The sequence below is a fragment of the Dysgonomonas sp. 520 genome (assembly GCF_010501095.1).
In the GTDB taxonomy this organism is placed as follows: domain Bacteria; phylum Bacteroidota; class Bacteroidia; order Bacteroidales; family Dysgonomonadaceae; genus QVMP01.
On record NZ_QVMP01000017.1, the window covers coordinates 59,722 to 77,216 of the forward strand.

Sequence of the window (17,495 nt, forward strand, 5' to 3'; positions counted from 1 at the left end):
TGCCTCCACTAATTTCTCAAATTTACAAGCTAACCGCAGTACCTCCCGATACAGAGTTGCCTATGAAGTAAAGTTGTAGAAATCAGTGGTAAATATAGGGATTTATATTTATCTTCTTACTTCTCGGGATTGCTGTTGAGAATCATCTTGCTCTTGCTTATTCTCTTGCTTCTCTTTTTGTTTTTCAGTAGGGGTAGTTTGTCCTTGTTCCAATGGCTCTTTTACTTTCTTGGTAGCTTCATTTATACTTCCTTCCGAATTAACGGCAACTTGTACTTTGTGCCTGTCATCGGGTTTGACAAGCCCTTGCTCCAAAGCTTTCTTGTAGTCTCCCGGAAACATAAAATCGGTTTTACCATCCTCGGGTTTCCAAGTAATGTAGCCATTATAGTTTTTACCATTCCTATCGGTAAGTCCGCTTACATAGATCGTTTTTCCTTCATTGAGACTGGTATGTTGGTCTTCGGTCAGTTCTTTCTTACGAAAGGTTTTCGGAGCTTCACGTTGTCTCTCCAATTGACTCTGAGACTGGCTCTGTTTCGGATTATTATTGAAAAGGACTTCTAAACCACGTCTATCCGCATTTATCTGGATGGTAGCACTGAACAAAGTATCTTTTTTCGATTTCATATTTTCCAGAAACACTCCCTTTCCTTCAGCAAGGTCTTTTTTTTGTTCGTCGTTCAATTTAACACTTTTGTATTCGTCTGGTATTTTTATCTTGTCGGCACGAAGGGCAACCAATTCATTGGTTAATTTGTCAACTGATACAAAAGCCTGCATCTTCATTCCCTCTTTGGGTTCTATTTCTATCAATCGTCCTGCATTGCCTGTCTGACGCAGATTATCTTTGTCTTCTTGTGTGAAAGTCGCACCCATAAACGGATAATTGAGTTCGGGAGCATTGCGTATGTTGTGGATACGCAGTTTGAGATTACCTTCTGAATCTTCCCGAAACGAAAGGCGGGCATCCGAATATACCGATTCGCCAAGAGCTTCGGTTTTGATGGTTACCAATACAGGGGACTTTTGCCAGTTGAGCATGGGTTCAAGGCTACCGGATTTTTCTAACTTTTCTTTGGTAATTCCTAATTGTGCCAACTGATCCCAATTGATGCGGGATTCGTCCAATGCTTTGTATTGTTTTGGAGAAAAGGCTTCAGGCAATACTCTGTACTCGTCAATTTGCTCTTTGTTGGATGGGCTTTCGGGATCGTTCAGCATTTCCTTCAAAACCGGAAGTATACTGTCGAACGAATCTAAGGGTAGTTTGAAGAATTGGAAATGTGTCGGATCTTTGTACTGGTTCAGGAAGTTTTTAAAGAAGTTTTCTAAGGCATCGGAGTTCTTATCAATCTTCAAAAAGTCGGGTTCATTTTCTTTGGTAGGTTGGGTTGTTTTAGGTGCTCCGCCCTCGTTAATACCTGTAACAGCTTTGAGGTCATTACTGTCTTTTTCTGTGACTAACAGAATTTCTTGGTCGTTTACCTTTTCATTCATTATAATTGAAATTTAGTGTTGCATCAATAGCGATGCTTCACTAAATTAGAATGAATGGATGTGTATATAGCTAGTATTTAGATAACTGTCATCAGATGGCATCTGGTGTCATCATTTGTCTGGGATAGATATTTTTGAAGAATAATACAAAACTAACTATGAGGTCATAGTAGTCTTTCTGGTAATCGATATTAGATGGTAAGTAGTGGTGTCTGATTTGTTAAATAAATAATGTATATTTGTTATTGATTGTATCACAGATAGTTTGAGTAAATGAAACATATAGAATTTGGGAGTAATGATATTTTAGTTTCAGAAATAGAAGAAACAAATCTCAGAGCTTTTTATATTGGCTTTGATTTAGGAGCGTGTCAATTAACAGAGTTTACTGATATATTGATGGACTCACTTGTTGATTTTGCTTTTGGCTATCATACAGGTATATTAAGATCATATAAACGAAGAACACTTGTGGAGGCTGCAACAGCGTTATACAATATTAAAGAATTTGCAGAAGTTAAAAAAACATATGTTGATAATGATGCTGTGCTAGATGATGAAGAGCTGAAGATCGAAGATAAATTCTTAAAAAGAGGAGAATTTGGAGAATTGATATTACATCTGATTCTTAGGGATTACTTTAATACAGTTCCATTACTATCAAAGATTCATTTTAAAGATTCAGATGGAATGACTGTCCATGGATTCGACTCAGTTCACATTGGGCCAGACTTATCAAATACAAAAGAAACATCTTTATATTTAGGAGAATCAAAACTATATTACAGGAAATCAGGAAAAGCTGGTGCACATGGAATTGATGATTTAGTAATAGATATAAAATCTCATTTTTGCAAAGACTTTCTAAAGAGGGAATGTATGCTAATATCTAAGAAAAAGGATGCTTATCCAACACTCGAATCATACCCAGATATAAATACAAAAGAGGAGTTTACTGATTATTTGAACAAAAAAAATTACTGGATTGATATTCTAAATAAAGTTAGTTTAGGAAGTCATAAAATGCAAGATTTTATAAATTCTGTAACTGTACCTCTTATTTGCACATATGAATCAGAATTATTTAAAAAATTTGATGATGATTCCCATCCAGATTTTAAATCTGAATATGAAAAAGAAATAAAAGAACTTCAAAGGCTCTTAGATAATAAATTGAATAGTATTCCCGATGAAAAAGGAGAGTTGGTAAAATCAAAACTGAATATAGTGCTAATACTGTTCCCTATACCTTCTAAAAAGGAATTAATTAAAGTGTTACATCAAAAACTATACAATCAACAAAATGCATAATAATATTGACCTTATTATTAAGTCTCTAGAAGATATTCAAGGAGTAAGTTTATCAATTGATGAAAGCTTTAAATATGCTCAGTTAGCAAACTCTCTTTTAAATAAACAAGATGAAAATGGATATAGATTAGTTATTAACATTCTAAATAATTGGAACAAGATACCACAACCAACAATTGAATTATGGACAGATCTTATTGAGGCTGCAGGTTTTTATCCATATTTAGAAAAAAACAAACAATCCATTATTTTAAATAACTTATCAGGAGCAATAAGAAAAGAAATGCATCTTTCTGAATATATGCCTTTAAAATATTTTCATGAGGAGCAATTTAAATTATTGGATTTATTAAATAGCAATAAAAATGTTATAGTGAGTGCACCCACCAGTTTTGGGAAAAGTCTTCTTATTGAAGAAGCAGTAGCCTCAACTAAATATAGTAATATTGTTATTATACAACCAACATTGGCTTTGCTTGATGAAACTAGACGAAAATTGCAAAAGTATAAAGATAAATATAAGCTTATTATCAGGACATCTCAAGAACCTTCTACAATAAAAAAAAATATCTATTTATTTACAGCAGAACGTGTAAATGAGTATAAATTTTTTCCAAAAATAGATTTTCTTGTTATAGATGAATTTTATAAGCTTAGTGGACTAAGAGATGATGAAAGATCTGCGTCTTTAAATAATGCATTTTATCATCTTCTAGAAAAATTTAATCCTAAGTTTTACTTACTTGGACCAAACATAGATAAAATTAGTGAGGGTTTTTCAACGAAATATAATGCAATTTTTTACAAGTGTAATTATTCCTTAGTAGATACACGTGAATTTAATATTTATAAGGAATATGATGGGAAATTTGGTGCTAGTGGAAAAAAGAAAGAATTTAAAGAACAAACTCTCTTTGATTTATTATTATCATTAAATGAAGAACAAACCATTATTTATTGTTCAGCTCCTCCTAAAGTTCGGTCTTTAGCCTCTAAATTCACAACCTATTTAATAGAAAAAGGTATATCTCAAATGAAGGTCAATTTTCCTTTGATAGAGTGGATTGAAGAAAATGTCTCTACAAAATGGTCATTAATTCAGAACCTACAGCATGGTATTGGAATACATGACGGGGCTTTACAAAAACATATCACTACCTCCATCATTGATTATTTTAATGACGGATTAATAAAATATCTATTCTGTACATCCACTATAATAGAAGGCGTAAATACGAGTGCCAAAAATATCATTTATTTCGATGACAAGAAAGGACCCAATGATGTCGATTATTTTGATTATTCGAATATAAAAGGGAGAGCCGGAAGAATGATGGAGCATTATATAGGTAAAATATATAATTTCAATCCTCCTCCTAAGAAGGAAGATATTGTAATAGACATACCCTTTTATCAGCAGAATCCAATCAAGGATGAAGTCTTAATACAATTATCTGAAAACCACGTATTAAATAAAAACTCCAACCAATTTTTAGAAATACAAAAAATACCATCAAGAGAAAAAGAAATAATAAAGCTTAATGGATTAAGTGTTAGCGGCCAAAAGAATATACTATCTATCTTAAGAGAAGAAATTTCTCAAAATTATAATTTGCTATCTTGGACTAATTTTCCGACATATAAACAACTAGAGTATGTCCTTACTCTTGCTTGGAATAATCTAATCCTTGCAGGAGAAACGACTAAGCCGATGACAGCGAGTCGATTAACATATATGACTTTTAATTATGGAATAGAGAGAAGTATTAATTCCATAATTAATGATACGTTTAAATATGATAAAAAGAATAATAAGAATGCCAGTAAAACAGATTATGATATATTGAATGAAGCTATCCAAAAAATATTTCAAATAATGAAACATTGGTTTCAGTATAAAGTGCCTAAATGGTTATCTGTAATGACTTCCTTACAAGAAGTCGTTTGTATAGACAATAAATTAAGGCCGGGTAATTATTTGGTTTATGCAAATACTCTCGAAAATGATTTTATTCCTGAGAACTTAACCATTCTCTTGGAATATGGTATTCCAACAAGTGCTATAAGAAAGTTAGAAAGATATATTCCAAGAGAGATTGGACAAGATGAAGTGTTAACTTATATAAAGGCCAAATCACTTCAAGAATCAGAAAAATTAATAATGTATGAGAAAGAAAAATTCCTGATAAATTTGTGAGTAATATTTGTGAATTGGGATTAGATTTGACTATTGCAAATCATTTCTTCACCAACTTACTCAACTTCGGATCTTTCATAATCCGATCCATTTCAACCTCAACAATATTTGTTATATCCTTTTTAATGGTATAGTAATTATTCTCGATAATATCATTCATTGGTTTATCATAAACCTCTTGAAAATCCATAACAACAGGGATTTCTTTGAATTTCTTGGTTTCGGCAGAAACCTTATCAGTATCCACAACAATTTGAGCATGAAACATCTTCTGCTCAATCCGCTCATCAAAGTTGTCCGAGACAGAACCTACAAACATACCCTGAGTAAGTGTTGAAATTTTAGATGCAGGAATTAAGGAGTCCAACTGCGTATTGATAGTCGTTGATTTATCTTGCTTATTAATCGTCATAGATTGTCGCTTCTGTAAAACTTTGCCAAATCGATCCGAAAGATTCTTTGCTGTATCTCCAACTACCTGTCCTGAGAAAATGTTGCCAACAGTATTCATTACAACATCAGCTTCTTCACGTCCATAGTCACGAGTTAATTGTGATATATCCTGAAAGCCCAGACAAACGGCCACTTTGTTACTTCGGGCAGTTGCTATCAAATTATCCAACCCACGAAAATAGATAGTCGGCAACTCATCAATAATAACAGACGATTTTAACAAGCCTTTCTTATTGATTAGCTTTACAATACGAGAATTATATAAACCTAAAGCTGCCCCATAAATATTCTGTCTATCAGGATTATTACCCACACATAATATTTTAGGTGCATCGGGATTATTGATATCCAATGTAAAATCATTGCCTGACATTACCCAATATAGCTGTGGAGAGATCATTCTTGATAGTGGAATCTTTGCACTGGCAATCTGTCCCTGCAACTGCTCTTGGGCATTTCCATGCCATGCATCCATGAAAGGGGAAAGGTAGTTTTCCAACTGTGCGTAGGATGTAAGAATTGGAAATATCTCCTTGTATGGTTTGTTCAGAAACTCAATCGCATGAGGAAATGTACAATATTTACCACTATCGTATAATTTGAGATACCAAATAATCGCAGCGAGTAGAATAATCGGAGACTCCACAAAGAAGTCGCCCTGCTTCTGTATCCATGTTTTATTGAGGTTCAACATAATCGTATAGGCTGATTCATAGGCATCAGAGATGTCGGTCATAAATTCGGGAGCAATAGGATTACATCGGTGGCTACGCTCGGGATTATCGAAATTGATAACGTAAAATTGAGGATCAACATCATATCTGTCTGCATGCTGCAACATCTTATTGTAGGCAATCGTCGATAGGTCGGGATATTTGAAATCATAACAATATAGGGCAAAGCCTTTGCTAATCTGCTGATCTATATAATTATTGACTACTGCAAATGATTTACCACTACCGGGAGTTCCCAATACAATAGTTGCTCGAAATGGATTGACTACATTGATCCAACCTTTGTGCTGTTTCTTCTGATACTGAAATAATGTAGGCAGATTAACAGAATATTCATTCTCCATGAGCTGCGTTTCCTGCATAAAACTTTCATTCTCCATATTGAAAACATCATCCATCAGATTCGTTTTCAACAATCTACTCATCCACAATCCACCCATTAACAATAGAATATAGCCGATTGTCATTGTAAATATATACAAAGCTGTATTAGCTACTAATGGTAGAGGCAAAGCCAATATCCACCAATTGAGAAAGAAAAAGATAAACCCGAAGAACAGGAACACATATATTTTATTCCATGTTATTTTCTCTTCTTTTACACCTTTCGTCCCCAAACAGGATAGTGCCAGAAATACTACTGCAAACAGCTTTGTCCAAAGGATATGTGAAAACAATCCTGCCGTATTCTGAAAATTGAGTAGTATTTTATCTACTACACCAATGTTAATTCCACCATCCAATATTGCTTGGTAACAAAACCAATAAATATGGATTACCACAAATAAAATACTAATGGCTCGCATAAATTCCATTACTTTGGCGAGTCCTCTCAAATCATCCTCGTTTTGCATATTTCTTATTTTTGAATTTCTTGCTCAAAAATATGATCTATTACAATATGACGATGAGACATTTTACAGCCAATAATGGACATTTGTTTTTTAGAGATGTAAATAGTTATCTTATTAGTCAGCTTCATAATAAGCCTAATTGTTTCGCTAGATTTTGCATATATAAACACATTGGGCGTTTATGAACATCTTCTGGCTTTGTATAGTTTCCTACTATTAATCGGTTAATCATTGATATATCAGGGAAAATACTATGTTTACCAAAAGCGTTTATTAATTGTTTTTTATACGCAGGAGAATAAATTTTTGCCTTATGTACTAATTCTTCAGCAATATCTAATTGTGTATTGTAGATTTCTTGTATTCTAAATAACTCATTATGATTCTTATATAACTTTAAATTACCTAATGATGGCCTTAAGTCAACTTTGAGTTGCTGTGAGTCTCGTGAAATCCAGTAGTCAATAATAGATTGATTATCAACTTTAAAATTGAGAACATCTAAATTTGCTGATTTGTCTTCGGTATATAACTGAAATAATGCAACTTTACTACTTTTGGCACGATTACATGAAGGACATGATGGATATAAATTAAAAAAAGTAGTACACAAAAAAGGATATGTTGACTTCGCATAAAAGTGGTCTAAATCAAATTTGCCGAGACTGATAGGCTTTTTACTTTTCTTTCCATATTTAGATCTAACATCAACAACAACGGTTAATTGAGCATTACAATAGACACATGTTTTGATATTTAATTGTTTTACTTCTTCTAAGAACTCTACATCTCGCAAGTCTTCATATCTCATGGCTTGTACCACTTGTTCATAAAAGGAATATTTACGACTCGCAATTTTTCTTAAGACATCTTTACTCGGTACTATTTTTTCAAATTCTGCAATTTTGGTTTTCATTTCTTGTGGAGTTGCAGCTAAAATGGGCTCATATTCATTAATTATCTTTTGAATATATGTTCTATATTTAGCATGCTTTCTTATTTTCAACTTATCATGTAATGCTTGTAATTGAGCCTTTGGATGAATAAAATCTTTTCTCCTCCTACTAAATATTGTTTTACTAAAATTCTCAGCTTGCCTCTTCAATGCACCATTCACATATATCTGCCTCATAGCTCTTTTTGTTTTAGTTCATTTTGTAACTTCTTAATTTGTTCTTGTATATATTCTTTACTTCTAGGGTATTTCTCTCTATGCAAAGCTAATAATCGGTCTTTCACAAGAGGTTCTCCAATCAAATTTATAAATTGCTCACTTGTATTTTCATCCCAATATTCTTCTATTATTTGGTTTAAATCAGCTTCGTCACTATTAAAAAAATTGAGAAGAGATATAATTCTATTCCTTACAAATTCTCCCATGAAACTATTCTCCATAAAGAAATCATTCGCAAGAAGCTCACTGATATTTGCACCAAATGTTTGTTCAAACTTGGTTGTGTATGGTCTTCCATCTTTTAACCTTAGGATATTAGTTTTAGGTATATCAGAAAGAATAAAAGGTGAATGGGTCACAAATAAAATATTAACAGCTTTAATATTTTTCAGATCAATACTTTTTATTGACTCTAAGAGATGATAAATATATTGACGCTGCATTTCCGGGTGAAAATACAACTCAATTTCTTCAAGTATAATATTGATATAAGAATATTTTATGAGACTTCCATCTCCCTCTACAGAGTTTAAGTTTCGAAGATGATATAGTATTGAACTTAATGAATATACTTGTTGTTTTTCGCCGGAACTAAGAGAAGAGAACGGAAAAGGTTTATTATTATCATTTCCTTCAGTTTTTCGCAAGAAAATCTCCATATCAAGAAATGGTGGTGGTATTAAGTCTATTAACTCCCATGTGTATTTTGTTGTTCGCCTATATTCTTGCTTTCCCAATATTTCATAGCAATTTTGAATTTGGCTGGAAATATAATTTATGCTAGTATCGGGTGCTATAATTTTACTTATAGATAGATGTTGAAATAAAATAAAAGCGATTGTTTGCCTAATCTTCAAAGTTATATGACTTCCATCTTCCCAGATTGCATTGATTAGCTCATTGAAAGGCTTTGAGTAAGTTTCATCATTAAGGTTCTTATTCGAAGAATCTATATAAATTATTTTCTTAAACTTTTCATATTTGCAGGAAATAGATATGGTCTTATAAACTAAATATTGATATGCTCTTTCTATGTCTTCAATAGAGTTTTCTTGTTGCTTATTATTAGAGTATATTTTGCTTATTTTATTGATGCGAACTTTCCAATAGGCTTCTAAATCTCCTGTAATATTTTCAAAAGAGGCTCTTGTGAAATATTGGCTATCTTTTTCTCGTTGTAAATCTCTAACTCTCCACTTTTCAACTTCTTCATCATATTTGGATGGACTACGATATGCTATCATCAAGTTGTTCACTTCTTGTTTGTTGTTTATTCTTTTAAAAGAACTGAGAGATTCTTTTTTCGGAGTTAGAATTAATGAAATTAATCTTGTTCTTGCTAAACTATTTTCGTTATTGATCTCTACAACACCTTCATCACGATAAGGATTTAACACAATAGGCGTTTGATAGGCATCATTTTTGTGAAACAATTTACTTATCCAACATCCTTCTTGGGTATTTGCATTATTTTCATTTACAAAATCATTTGAATTATATGCGTATTGAGAGTAGTTTACAATCAATGAATAAAAGCCAATCTTGCTAACTAAATCTATAGAGGATAATTCTACTTTTGACAAGCCCCCTATAATCTCTTCATCTTGTTGAACACTTATATTAACATGTTCGTCCTTAATAGATAAAGTGAAGAAAGTATTTCCAATGCTATAGACTAACTCTGCATTAAGGTTATCAATAAATGAGACAATTGGAGATTTGAAAGTGAGTCTGGTTAAATTATTCATTATTCTGATTAAAAGCTCTATAATTGCACTTTTACCATCTCCATTCATTCCCACTATTGCACTTATATTTACCTTTGGATTCGAAGAACTATTTAGACCCGCATTGGGAAGATACATGTTCTGTGGTATTTTATCCACTATATCTGTGGTTTCTTTAATGACTCCATCTGAGGTAATTTTGAAGTTATTATAGAAGAAATACCAAGAATCAATAGTTTCACGACTATCTTGTAGGTTTTTTTTAATGGAATCTGCGGTGTTTGGCAACAAACGAATTGCTATTATTCTAAATTCATCTCTAGCAACATTTATATTATTAAGTATATCAGAAAGTTTGTCCGTCATAGTTTAGCGGTATTAGTTTTGGTATTATTAAGTAAACCAAACTTACAAAAAAAGATTTAAAGTTCATTTTTATCTGAAGTAGATTATAAACCCCTTCTGCGTCTCTTCTCCTCCACTTTCATCCTATGGGTAAAGGCTTCTTCCTCATAATCAATTCCGTGCTGCTCCAATAAAGCAAGTCCCAGAGTAGAATTATCCTGTTCATTATTATATTCGGCATTCTTCATAAAGTTATCTTTTTGCATATTAGAGAAAGCGGTTTTATCGAAAAATGCCAGAGTAGCCTGTTGTTTCTCACTTTGCTGGTCATCTATAAACAACTCATCGAATATATTTGCCGAGAACTCCTTACCCAGCTTGGAACCATTGAATACTGTTTTATTCTGATGATCTATAAAAGTTGTACCATAAATACGGCCTTCGGTATTTTTTCGAAACACAACATTGATATTGTTTTTAGCTAGGTCATTCAGAAAAGCCTGTTTATCTATATATTTATCTATTGCAGAACGGACAACCAATTTAGGCGAATCAAATACCTTATTCTCTTTCATATATTTGACTGAATACTCCAATCTATTTTGCAGAGCATCATAGCCAACACTTTTACCCATTGCAGAAGCTTTGATTGGATTACCGACTTTCTCGCCATTGACATCTGTTGCCGAATAGACCAACCCATTGTAAGATTTACCTTTTATCTTTCCCTTTACTTCCTCTACTGTAACTCCATAGAGTGAAAGTAAAGCCCGATACTCATTGACCGATTGGAAACGATAACCTTTGATAAGTGCTTTGGCTGTATTGGTTATCTGCTTTTTTACATTACCTGATTGGTAATCTATACGTTTGAGTGTGGGTAAATCTTCGGATTGCTTTTTCTTTTCAGCAGTATGTAGATTATAGGTTTTCTCCAATTCCCGAGTGATTTTCTTCGATTGGTAAAAGTTATTGGAATCTCCGATTTTCTTCCCATTCTCATCTATGTTTACCGTTACGATATGAATGTGCTGTCTATCCAAATCTTCATGTTTATACACAATATAAGGCTGATCGCCTAAACCCATTTTTTGCATATAGGTTTGGGCAATCTCACTGTACATATCATCTGATACCACATCATCGGGATGGGGATTGATAGATATGTGCAATACCGGCTTTTCTGTATTTTTATTTGCATCCAAATAAGGGGTAAATGATTGATTCGCCAGATACATATTCACAGAACCATCCCGATTCAGCATCACACGATTACTGAAAAGCACCTTCGCCTGTTCCTCTTTTATCTTCTCCTGATTGTAAGATAAAGCACCATGCAAGGAACTTCCCTTACCTATTTTTGCAACCATAAGTGTCCATACTTCTGTTCAAATTCTTCCGTTAGCAGCATCATTTCTTTTTGTAAAGCCACCAATTCAAGAGTGGCTTTTTCTAATTTATAGAGAAAAGCCAATGCTTTTTTCTCTGCAAAATTCGATTTTAATGCTTTCACTACCTGATTATAATTTGTTCCGATAGCACGATATTGACCGAAAAAGGTTGTCATCCGCATATAATAATCCTGCACACCCTTGTCGATCTTAACCACTTTTACTGGTTTATTGAAAATACAAGAACTAATGAAATGAGCTTTGATATTCATTCCCGACTGCTCAAACAGGGATAAGAAACGAGCATTGTCAACACTATTCAGATAAATAACATAACGATGCTTCGCAGGATCATCTTTGGGATTTCTCCCACCTTTTCGCCTTTTAGATTCATTGCTTGGATTCATAACTACATAAAAGATTAGTAAATAAAATTACGACTTCGGAGTGATTTTCTCCCCTGTAAGGGGCAAGGGTTTTTGAGGCACGGAAATTTATTTCGAGTGCTTCAAAACATACCTTGCTGTATTCTGACGAATACTAAAATCCATCTTTTAATGGATTGCCATAAAAGCTAATTTCGGGACGATATTAGCCAACCCGAAAATGAGAGATTACCATCACGCTACAAAGGTAGAGTCCATTAATCGAAAGGTTATCATAGACTTATCGGACAAATGATGACAGCAGATGTCATTAGATGACAGTTAATTTAAAAGGCAATAAAGCTACCTGATTTCTATGTTGTTTTGTGTGAATTAATCATTGAGTTAGCGAACTGACTCGTTCAATCATTCTTTCATTATTGAGGTTTTTCGTTAGATATTGAACTATATCATTAATTCTTGACCGCACTAATTTATGAATGTGTCAAGTCAATAATGTGTTATTTACTGAATGAACTAACTCATGAATTCATGGTGTCATGCTTTCACTAATTCATTAGAACATTAGAGCACGATTGAATTATATCATACACCAATGAGTGATATAATACATGAAAGAATGCTATAGCTAACTCTTGATTGATAGAATTAACAAATGGTTGAATTACTTAATTAAAACAGTATTGTATGAAAGAGAAAACATTATTTGTCTCAGTTTCTACCCAAAAGGGAGGAATCGGGAAAACAGCTTTGACCGTATTATTATCCAGTTATCTCCATTACTCGCAGGGCTACAATGTGGCGGTCGTTGATTGTGATTATCCACAATATAGTCTCAACGGTATGCGACTGCGAGACAAGAAAGCTGTTATCGAAGATTCCTATTACAAATCACTTTTCTACAAACAGAGTAAAAGCCTGAACAAAAGAGCTTATCCCATTGAGGTAAGCCGAGCACCCGAAGCGATTGAAACAGCAGAAAAGATTATCCGAGAATCGGAGACTCCTTTGGACATTATCTTTTTCGACTTGCCCGGCACGATGAATACGAAAGGTGTATTGACCACCCTTGCTCAGATGGATTATATTTTCACCCCTATAACTGCTGATCGTATGGTTCTGGAAAGTTCCTTGGAATATGCAGGACTTATCAATGAGCAGATTATAACCACAGGAAAAGGAAATATCAAAAGTCTGTATCTGCTTTGGAACTTGGTCGATGCAAGGGAAAGTAATCATCTGTACGATGTGTATGAACAAGTTATCGCCGAATTGGGATTGCAAGTAATGAAATCCTATTTGCCCGACACTAAAAAATTTCGTCATGAGATAACCACAGAACACAAACCGATTTTCCGTTCTACGCTGTTGCCGGCCGACAAGCGACTAATCAAGGGCAGTAACTTGGATGAGGTAGCAAACGAATTTATCGCAATTGTAAAAGGAGGTGATAATGGCTAAAAAAGAGAATGAAACTGAAATCGACGAAGATTTTCTACTGGCATCTATCGGAGATAAAAAAGAAGGAAAAGTATCGATTGAGAAAGAAGAAAAGGTTGAAAGCGTTGAACCTCAAAAGGCAAAAGAACCACCCATCAATAGACGGAGCAAGCGAAGTAATAATAATCCCGAAGATTACGCTACCACTTTCTTGTGCCGCAATGAAATCCGTGAGAGAAAAAGCATCTATGTCAGCCAGTTAGTACACGAAAAAGTTAAACTGATAATCAAACGTATAGCAGATGACGATGCCTCTGTGGGTGGTTATATAGACAATGTACTCAAACATCATTTAGAAAAATACAAAGAGGAGATAAATACTTTGAACCGAAATGAGAAAGATGATTTAATTGACTTAGAACTATGGTAGAATCTATAATTATAGGGTGTGTCATTACAATTATCCTGATAAAACTATCGGAATATAAGATATCCATTCGAAAGAACACAACTTCTTTTAAAAAGGACGAAGGAAAATCTGAAAAGAAGGGAAAACGAGTCGGGCGAGTAGGTAAAAGTATGCCCGACATCAGACAAATGATGACATTGAATGACAGTTGCTTAGAAACTGATAATGAAGAAGAAAAAGGACATATATTTGACTCGTCAAAGGATGAAAGTGAGCCTGAACCAAAGGATTTGGTCATAGATGCCGACCCCACCGAAACAGTAGTTGATGAACAGGAGGATATTGCTGTATACACAGGGGAAGAGGTTTATACTGCCGGAGGGATGGACTACGATGTAATGATGAATACCGTTGGGGTTATAAATAGCAAGACTGCATCCAAAGAAGAGGAGCAAAAGGCAGGAAAGGTTTTGTATGATAATCGCAACACTGAACTGGTAGACAAGATGGTTTCTGCAAAAGGAGAATTGTCTGTCAGAATCACATCACTCATCGGACTCCGTCTTCAACAACACGCAGAAGAAAATGCAGGGTATGTTGAATCAGGTCTCACTTCTCATCTAAATGAGTCGGAGGAATATAAAAATTTTAATGCCAATGATTATTTCTAATCATATAACCAGAATAAAGAAAGGAGGTAGCCTATGCAGAAGTAGTAAAAACGAAATGGTCTGAGATCGTCCACTAATTTCCAAATTAACAAGTCTAACCCGCTATGGGGAACTATCCAATCCCCATAGCTTTTCAAATTAATTTTATGAGTAAAAAACTATTATTTCTATTTGCAATACTGGCAACTGGCACTTCACTATTCGCACAAGGAAACGGTATGCAAGGTATCACAGATGCTACCAATATGGTGACATCTTATTTCGATCCTGCCACCAAACTTATTTACGCTATCGGTGCAGTCGTAGGACTCATCGGTGGAGTAAAAGTATATAGCAAATTTTCGAGTGGAGATCCCGACACCTCTAAAACAGCGGCCTCATGGTTTGGTGCATGTATCTTCTTGATAGTTGCAGCTACTATTCTTCGTTCATTCTTCTTATAATCAGATTGATTATGGCAGAATATTCCATCAACAAAGGGATTGGAAAGCCTGCGGAGTTTAAGGGTTTGAAGTCTCAATACCTATTTATTTTCGCAGGAGGACTATTAGCTGTATTTGTGGTCTTTGTGATTATGTATATGATTGGTATCGATCAAATGATTTGTATCGGTTTTGGTGTGGTAACGGCTGGAACATTAGTCTGGGGAACATTCTATCTGAATGATAAATACGGAGAACATGGCTTGATGAAAATGCAAGCCACAGCCAATCATCCCAAGTACATTATCAATCGCTTACGGATACAGAGATTATTCACTCGAATAAAAAAGAAGAACAAATGAGAAATGTACTAAAAGCAGCAACACTCGAAAATAAGTTTCCTTTATTGGCGGTAGAACACGATTGTATCATCAGCAAAGATGCCGATATTACAATTGTCTACAAAGTGGAACTTCCCGAGTTGTTTACAGTAACATCGCCCGAATATGAAGCTATGCACGCATCGTGGCTCAAAGCTATTAAGGTGTTGCCTAACTATTCGGTGTTGTTGAAACAAGATTGGTTTATACAGGAAGATTATCAGGCTGAGACTCAAAAAGAAGATATGAGTTTCTTATCTCGTAGTTTTGAACGCCATTTCAATGAGCGTCCATATCTGAACCATACCAGTTATTTATTCCTGACAAAAACGACAAAGGATAGGGCCAAACAGCAAAGCAACTTCAATGCTTTGACTCGTGGTTTTATGGTTCCCAAAGAAATTCAAGATAAGGAAACAAGTCTGAAATTCTTGGAAAGTGTCGAACAGTTTGAACGCATTATCAACGATTCGGGATTTATCAAACTGACTCGACTTACTACTGACGAAATTGTAGGTACGGAAAACGAAGCAGGCATTGTAGAAAAGTATTTTTCTCTATCACAGGAAGATACTACCTGTCTGCAAGATATGTCACTCGGGGCAGGAGAAATGAAAATTGGCGATAAATATTTGTGTCTGCATACGCTGTCAGATGCAGAAGATTTGCCAAGTAAGGTAGAAACGGATATTCGCTATGAGCGATTATCAACAGATAGAAGTGATTGTCGATTATCTTTTGCGGCTCCCGTGGGTGTATTGCTAACTTGTAATCATATCTACAATCAGTGGATTTTTATTGATGACCATACCGAAAACCTGAAACAATTTGAGAAGCAGGCACGTAATATGCACTCACTGTCGAAGTATAGCCGTTCCAATCAGATCAATAAATCGTGGATTGAAGAATATCTGAACGAAGCTCACAGCTTTGGTTTGACTTCTATCCGTTGTCATTGTAATGTAATGGCATGGTCGGATGATTATGAAGAAATGAAGCGTATCAAAAATGATGTGGGTAGTCAGTTGGCTCTTATGGAATGTAAGCCACGACACAATACAATAGATACAGCGACCTTATTTTGGGCTGGCATTCCGGGTAATCAAGGTGATTTTCCGAGTGAAGAAAGTTTCTACACATTCATAGAGCAGGCTCTGTGTTTCTTTGTAGCTGAGACGAACTACAAGTCTTCGCCATCGCCTTTCGGAATCAAGATGGTAGATCGGGTAACAGGTAAACCGCTCCATGTGGATATATCAGACTTGCCCATGAAGAAAGGAATAATCACGAATCGAAACAAGTTTATACTTGGTCCATCGGGTAGTGGTAAATCTTTCTTTACTAATCACATGGTCAGGCAGTATTTTGAGCAGGGAACGCACGTTTTGTTGGTAGACACAGGTAATTCTTATCAGGGATTGTGCGAAATGATTAATCGCAAGACCAAAGGAAAAGATGGTGTTTACTTCACATATACAGAGCAAAATCCGATTGCTTTTAACCCGTTTTATACCGATGATGGCGTGTTTGACATTGAGAAACGAGAGTCTGTCAAAACATTGATCCTTACGCTATGGAAGCGGGATAACGAACCGCCAAGCCGTGCCGAAGAAGTGGCATTGTCCAATGCAGTCAGTTTGTATATTGATCGGCTCAAATATGATAAGTTGGTAGTTCCTTCGTTCAATACCTTCTACGAGTTTGTGCAAACGGATTATGTAGCAATTCTCGATGCAAAAAAGGTGCGTGAGAAAGATTTCGATATTGCCAACTTTCTCAATGTGCTTGAACCCTATTACAGAGGGGGCGAATATGACTTTTTACTGAACTCGGACAAGCAGTTGGATTTGCTGAATAAACGTTTTATAGTCTTCGAAATCGATGCCATAAAAGATCATAAAATCCTCTTTCCGATAGTTACAATCATCATTATGGAAACCTTTATCAATAAGATGAGAAGACTAAAAGGTATCCGAAAAATGATATTAATTGAGGAGGCTTGGAAAGCTATTGCCAAAGAAGGTATGGCGGATTATATTAAATATTTGTGTGCGCCCGTAAAAGCTGCTTAGTAAACGTCCCATTAGCAAGGGATTAAGTA

Annotated in this window: 13 protein-coding genes and 1 pseudogene; 8 read left to right on the forward strand and 6 right to left on the reverse strand. The window is 34.7% G+C overall.

What is annotated here, in order from left to right; translation table 11 throughout:
* Positions 1 to 108: 108 nt before the first annotated feature.
* Positions 109 to 1,500, reverse strand: a complete 1,392-nt coding sequence (locus D0T56_RS11110) for a DUF3945 domain-containing protein (protein ID WP_163320225.1) — start codon at positions 1,498 to 1,500, stop codon at positions 109 to 111.
* Positions 1,501 to 1,773: 273 nt separating this feature from the next.
* On the opposite strand from D0T56_RS11110, the gene D0T56_RS11115 reads away from it, so the two are divergent.
* Positions 1,774 to 2,811: a DUF1837 domain-containing protein gene (locus tag D0T56_RS11115; RefSeq protein WP_163320226.1), complete on the forward strand. Its 1,038-nt coding sequence runs from the start codon at positions 1,774 to 1,776 to the stop codon at positions 2,809 to 2,811.
* Entirely contained in the window at positions 2,804 to 5,008 is a 2,205-nt protein-coding gene (locus tag D0T56_RS11120) for a DEAD/DEAH box helicase (RefSeq protein WP_163320227.1), read from the forward strand. The genes D0T56_RS11115 and D0T56_RS11120 overlap by 8 nt, the downstream gene beginning before the upstream one ends.
* 40 nt (positions 5,009 to 5,048) lie before the next feature.
* Here D0T56_RS11120 and mobC read toward each other — a convergent pair whose 3' ends face one another.
* The 5 genes from mobC to mobA all read right to left on the reverse strand — a co-directional run bounded on the left by mobC (position 5,049) and on the right by mobA (position 12,093).
* Positions 5,049 to 7,049, reverse strand: coding sequence for a conjugal transfer protein MobC (mobC, locus tag D0T56_RS11125; RefSeq protein WP_163320228.1), 2,001 nt, complete (start codon positions 7,047 to 7,049; stop codon positions 5,049 to 5,051).
* 124 nt (positions 7,050 to 7,173) lie between these two features.
* Positions 7,174 to 8,181 (reverse strand): hypothetical protein, encoded by a 1,008-nt coding sequence (locus D0T56_RS11130; protein WP_163320229.1) that lies wholly within the window; start codon positions 8,179 to 8,181, stop codon positions 7,174 to 7,176.
* Positions 8,178 to 10,316, reverse strand: a complete 2,139-nt coding sequence (locus D0T56_RS11135) for an AAA family ATPase (protein ID WP_163320230.1) — start codon at positions 10,314 to 10,316, stop codon at positions 8,178 to 8,180. The genes D0T56_RS11130 and D0T56_RS11135 overlap by 4 nt, the downstream gene beginning before the upstream one ends.
* Before the next feature lie 83 nt (positions 10,317 to 10,399).
* On the reverse strand, positions 10,400 to 11,665 hold the full coding sequence (gene mobB, locus D0T56_RS11140; protein ID WP_163320231.1) for a conjugal transfer protein MobB: 1,266 nt from the start codon (positions 11,663 to 11,665) through the stop codon (positions 10,400 to 10,402).
* Positions 11,650 to 12,093, reverse strand: coding sequence for a conjugal transfer protein MobA (mobA, locus tag D0T56_RS11145; protein WP_163320232.1), 444 nt, complete (start codon positions 12,091 to 12,093; stop codon positions 11,650 to 11,652). The genes mobB and mobA overlap by 16 nt, the downstream gene beginning before the upstream one ends.
* Positions 12,094 to 12,759: 666 nt before the next feature.
* On the opposite strand from mobA, the gene D0T56_RS11150 reads away from it, so the two are divergent.
* The 6 genes and pseudogenes from D0T56_RS11150 to D0T56_RS11175 form a co-directional block, all read left to right on the forward strand.
* Entirely contained in the window at positions 12,760 to 13,533 is a 774-nt protein-coding gene (locus D0T56_RS11150) for a ParA family protein (RefSeq protein WP_163320233.1), read from the forward strand.
* Entirely contained in the window at positions 13,526 to 13,942 is a 417-nt protein-coding gene (locus D0T56_RS11155) for a DUF3408 domain-containing protein (protein ID WP_163320234.1), read from the forward strand. Before D0T56_RS11150 ends, D0T56_RS11155 begins: the two co-directional genes overlap by 8 nt.
* Complete coding sequence (locus D0T56_RS11160) at positions 13,936 to 14,592, forward strand: hypothetical protein (RefSeq protein ID WP_163320235.1); 657 nt, start codon at positions 13,936 to 13,938, stop codon at positions 14,590 to 14,592. The genes D0T56_RS11155 and D0T56_RS11160 overlap by 7 nt, the downstream gene beginning before the upstream one ends.
* A gap of 146 nt (positions 14,593 to 14,738) precedes the next feature.
* On the forward strand, positions 14,739 to 15,035 hold the full coding sequence (locus tag D0T56_RS11165; protein ID WP_163320236.1) for a DUF4134 domain-containing protein: 297 nt from the start codon (positions 14,739 to 14,741) through the stop codon (positions 15,033 to 15,035).
* Between the two features lie 11 nt (positions 15,036 to 15,046).
* Positions 15,047 to 15,376: a DUF4133 domain-containing protein gene (locus D0T56_RS11170; protein WP_163320237.1), complete on the forward strand. Its 330-nt coding sequence runs from the start codon at positions 15,047 to 15,049 to the stop codon at positions 15,374 to 15,376.
* A pseudogene (locus tag D0T56_RS11175) lies at positions 15,373 to 17,457 on the forward strand (TraG family conjugative transposon ATPase); the annotation flags it as partial. The gene D0T56_RS11170 and the pseudogene D0T56_RS11175, both read left to right, overlap by 4 nt.
* Positions 17,458 to 17,495: the final 38 nt, after the last annotated feature.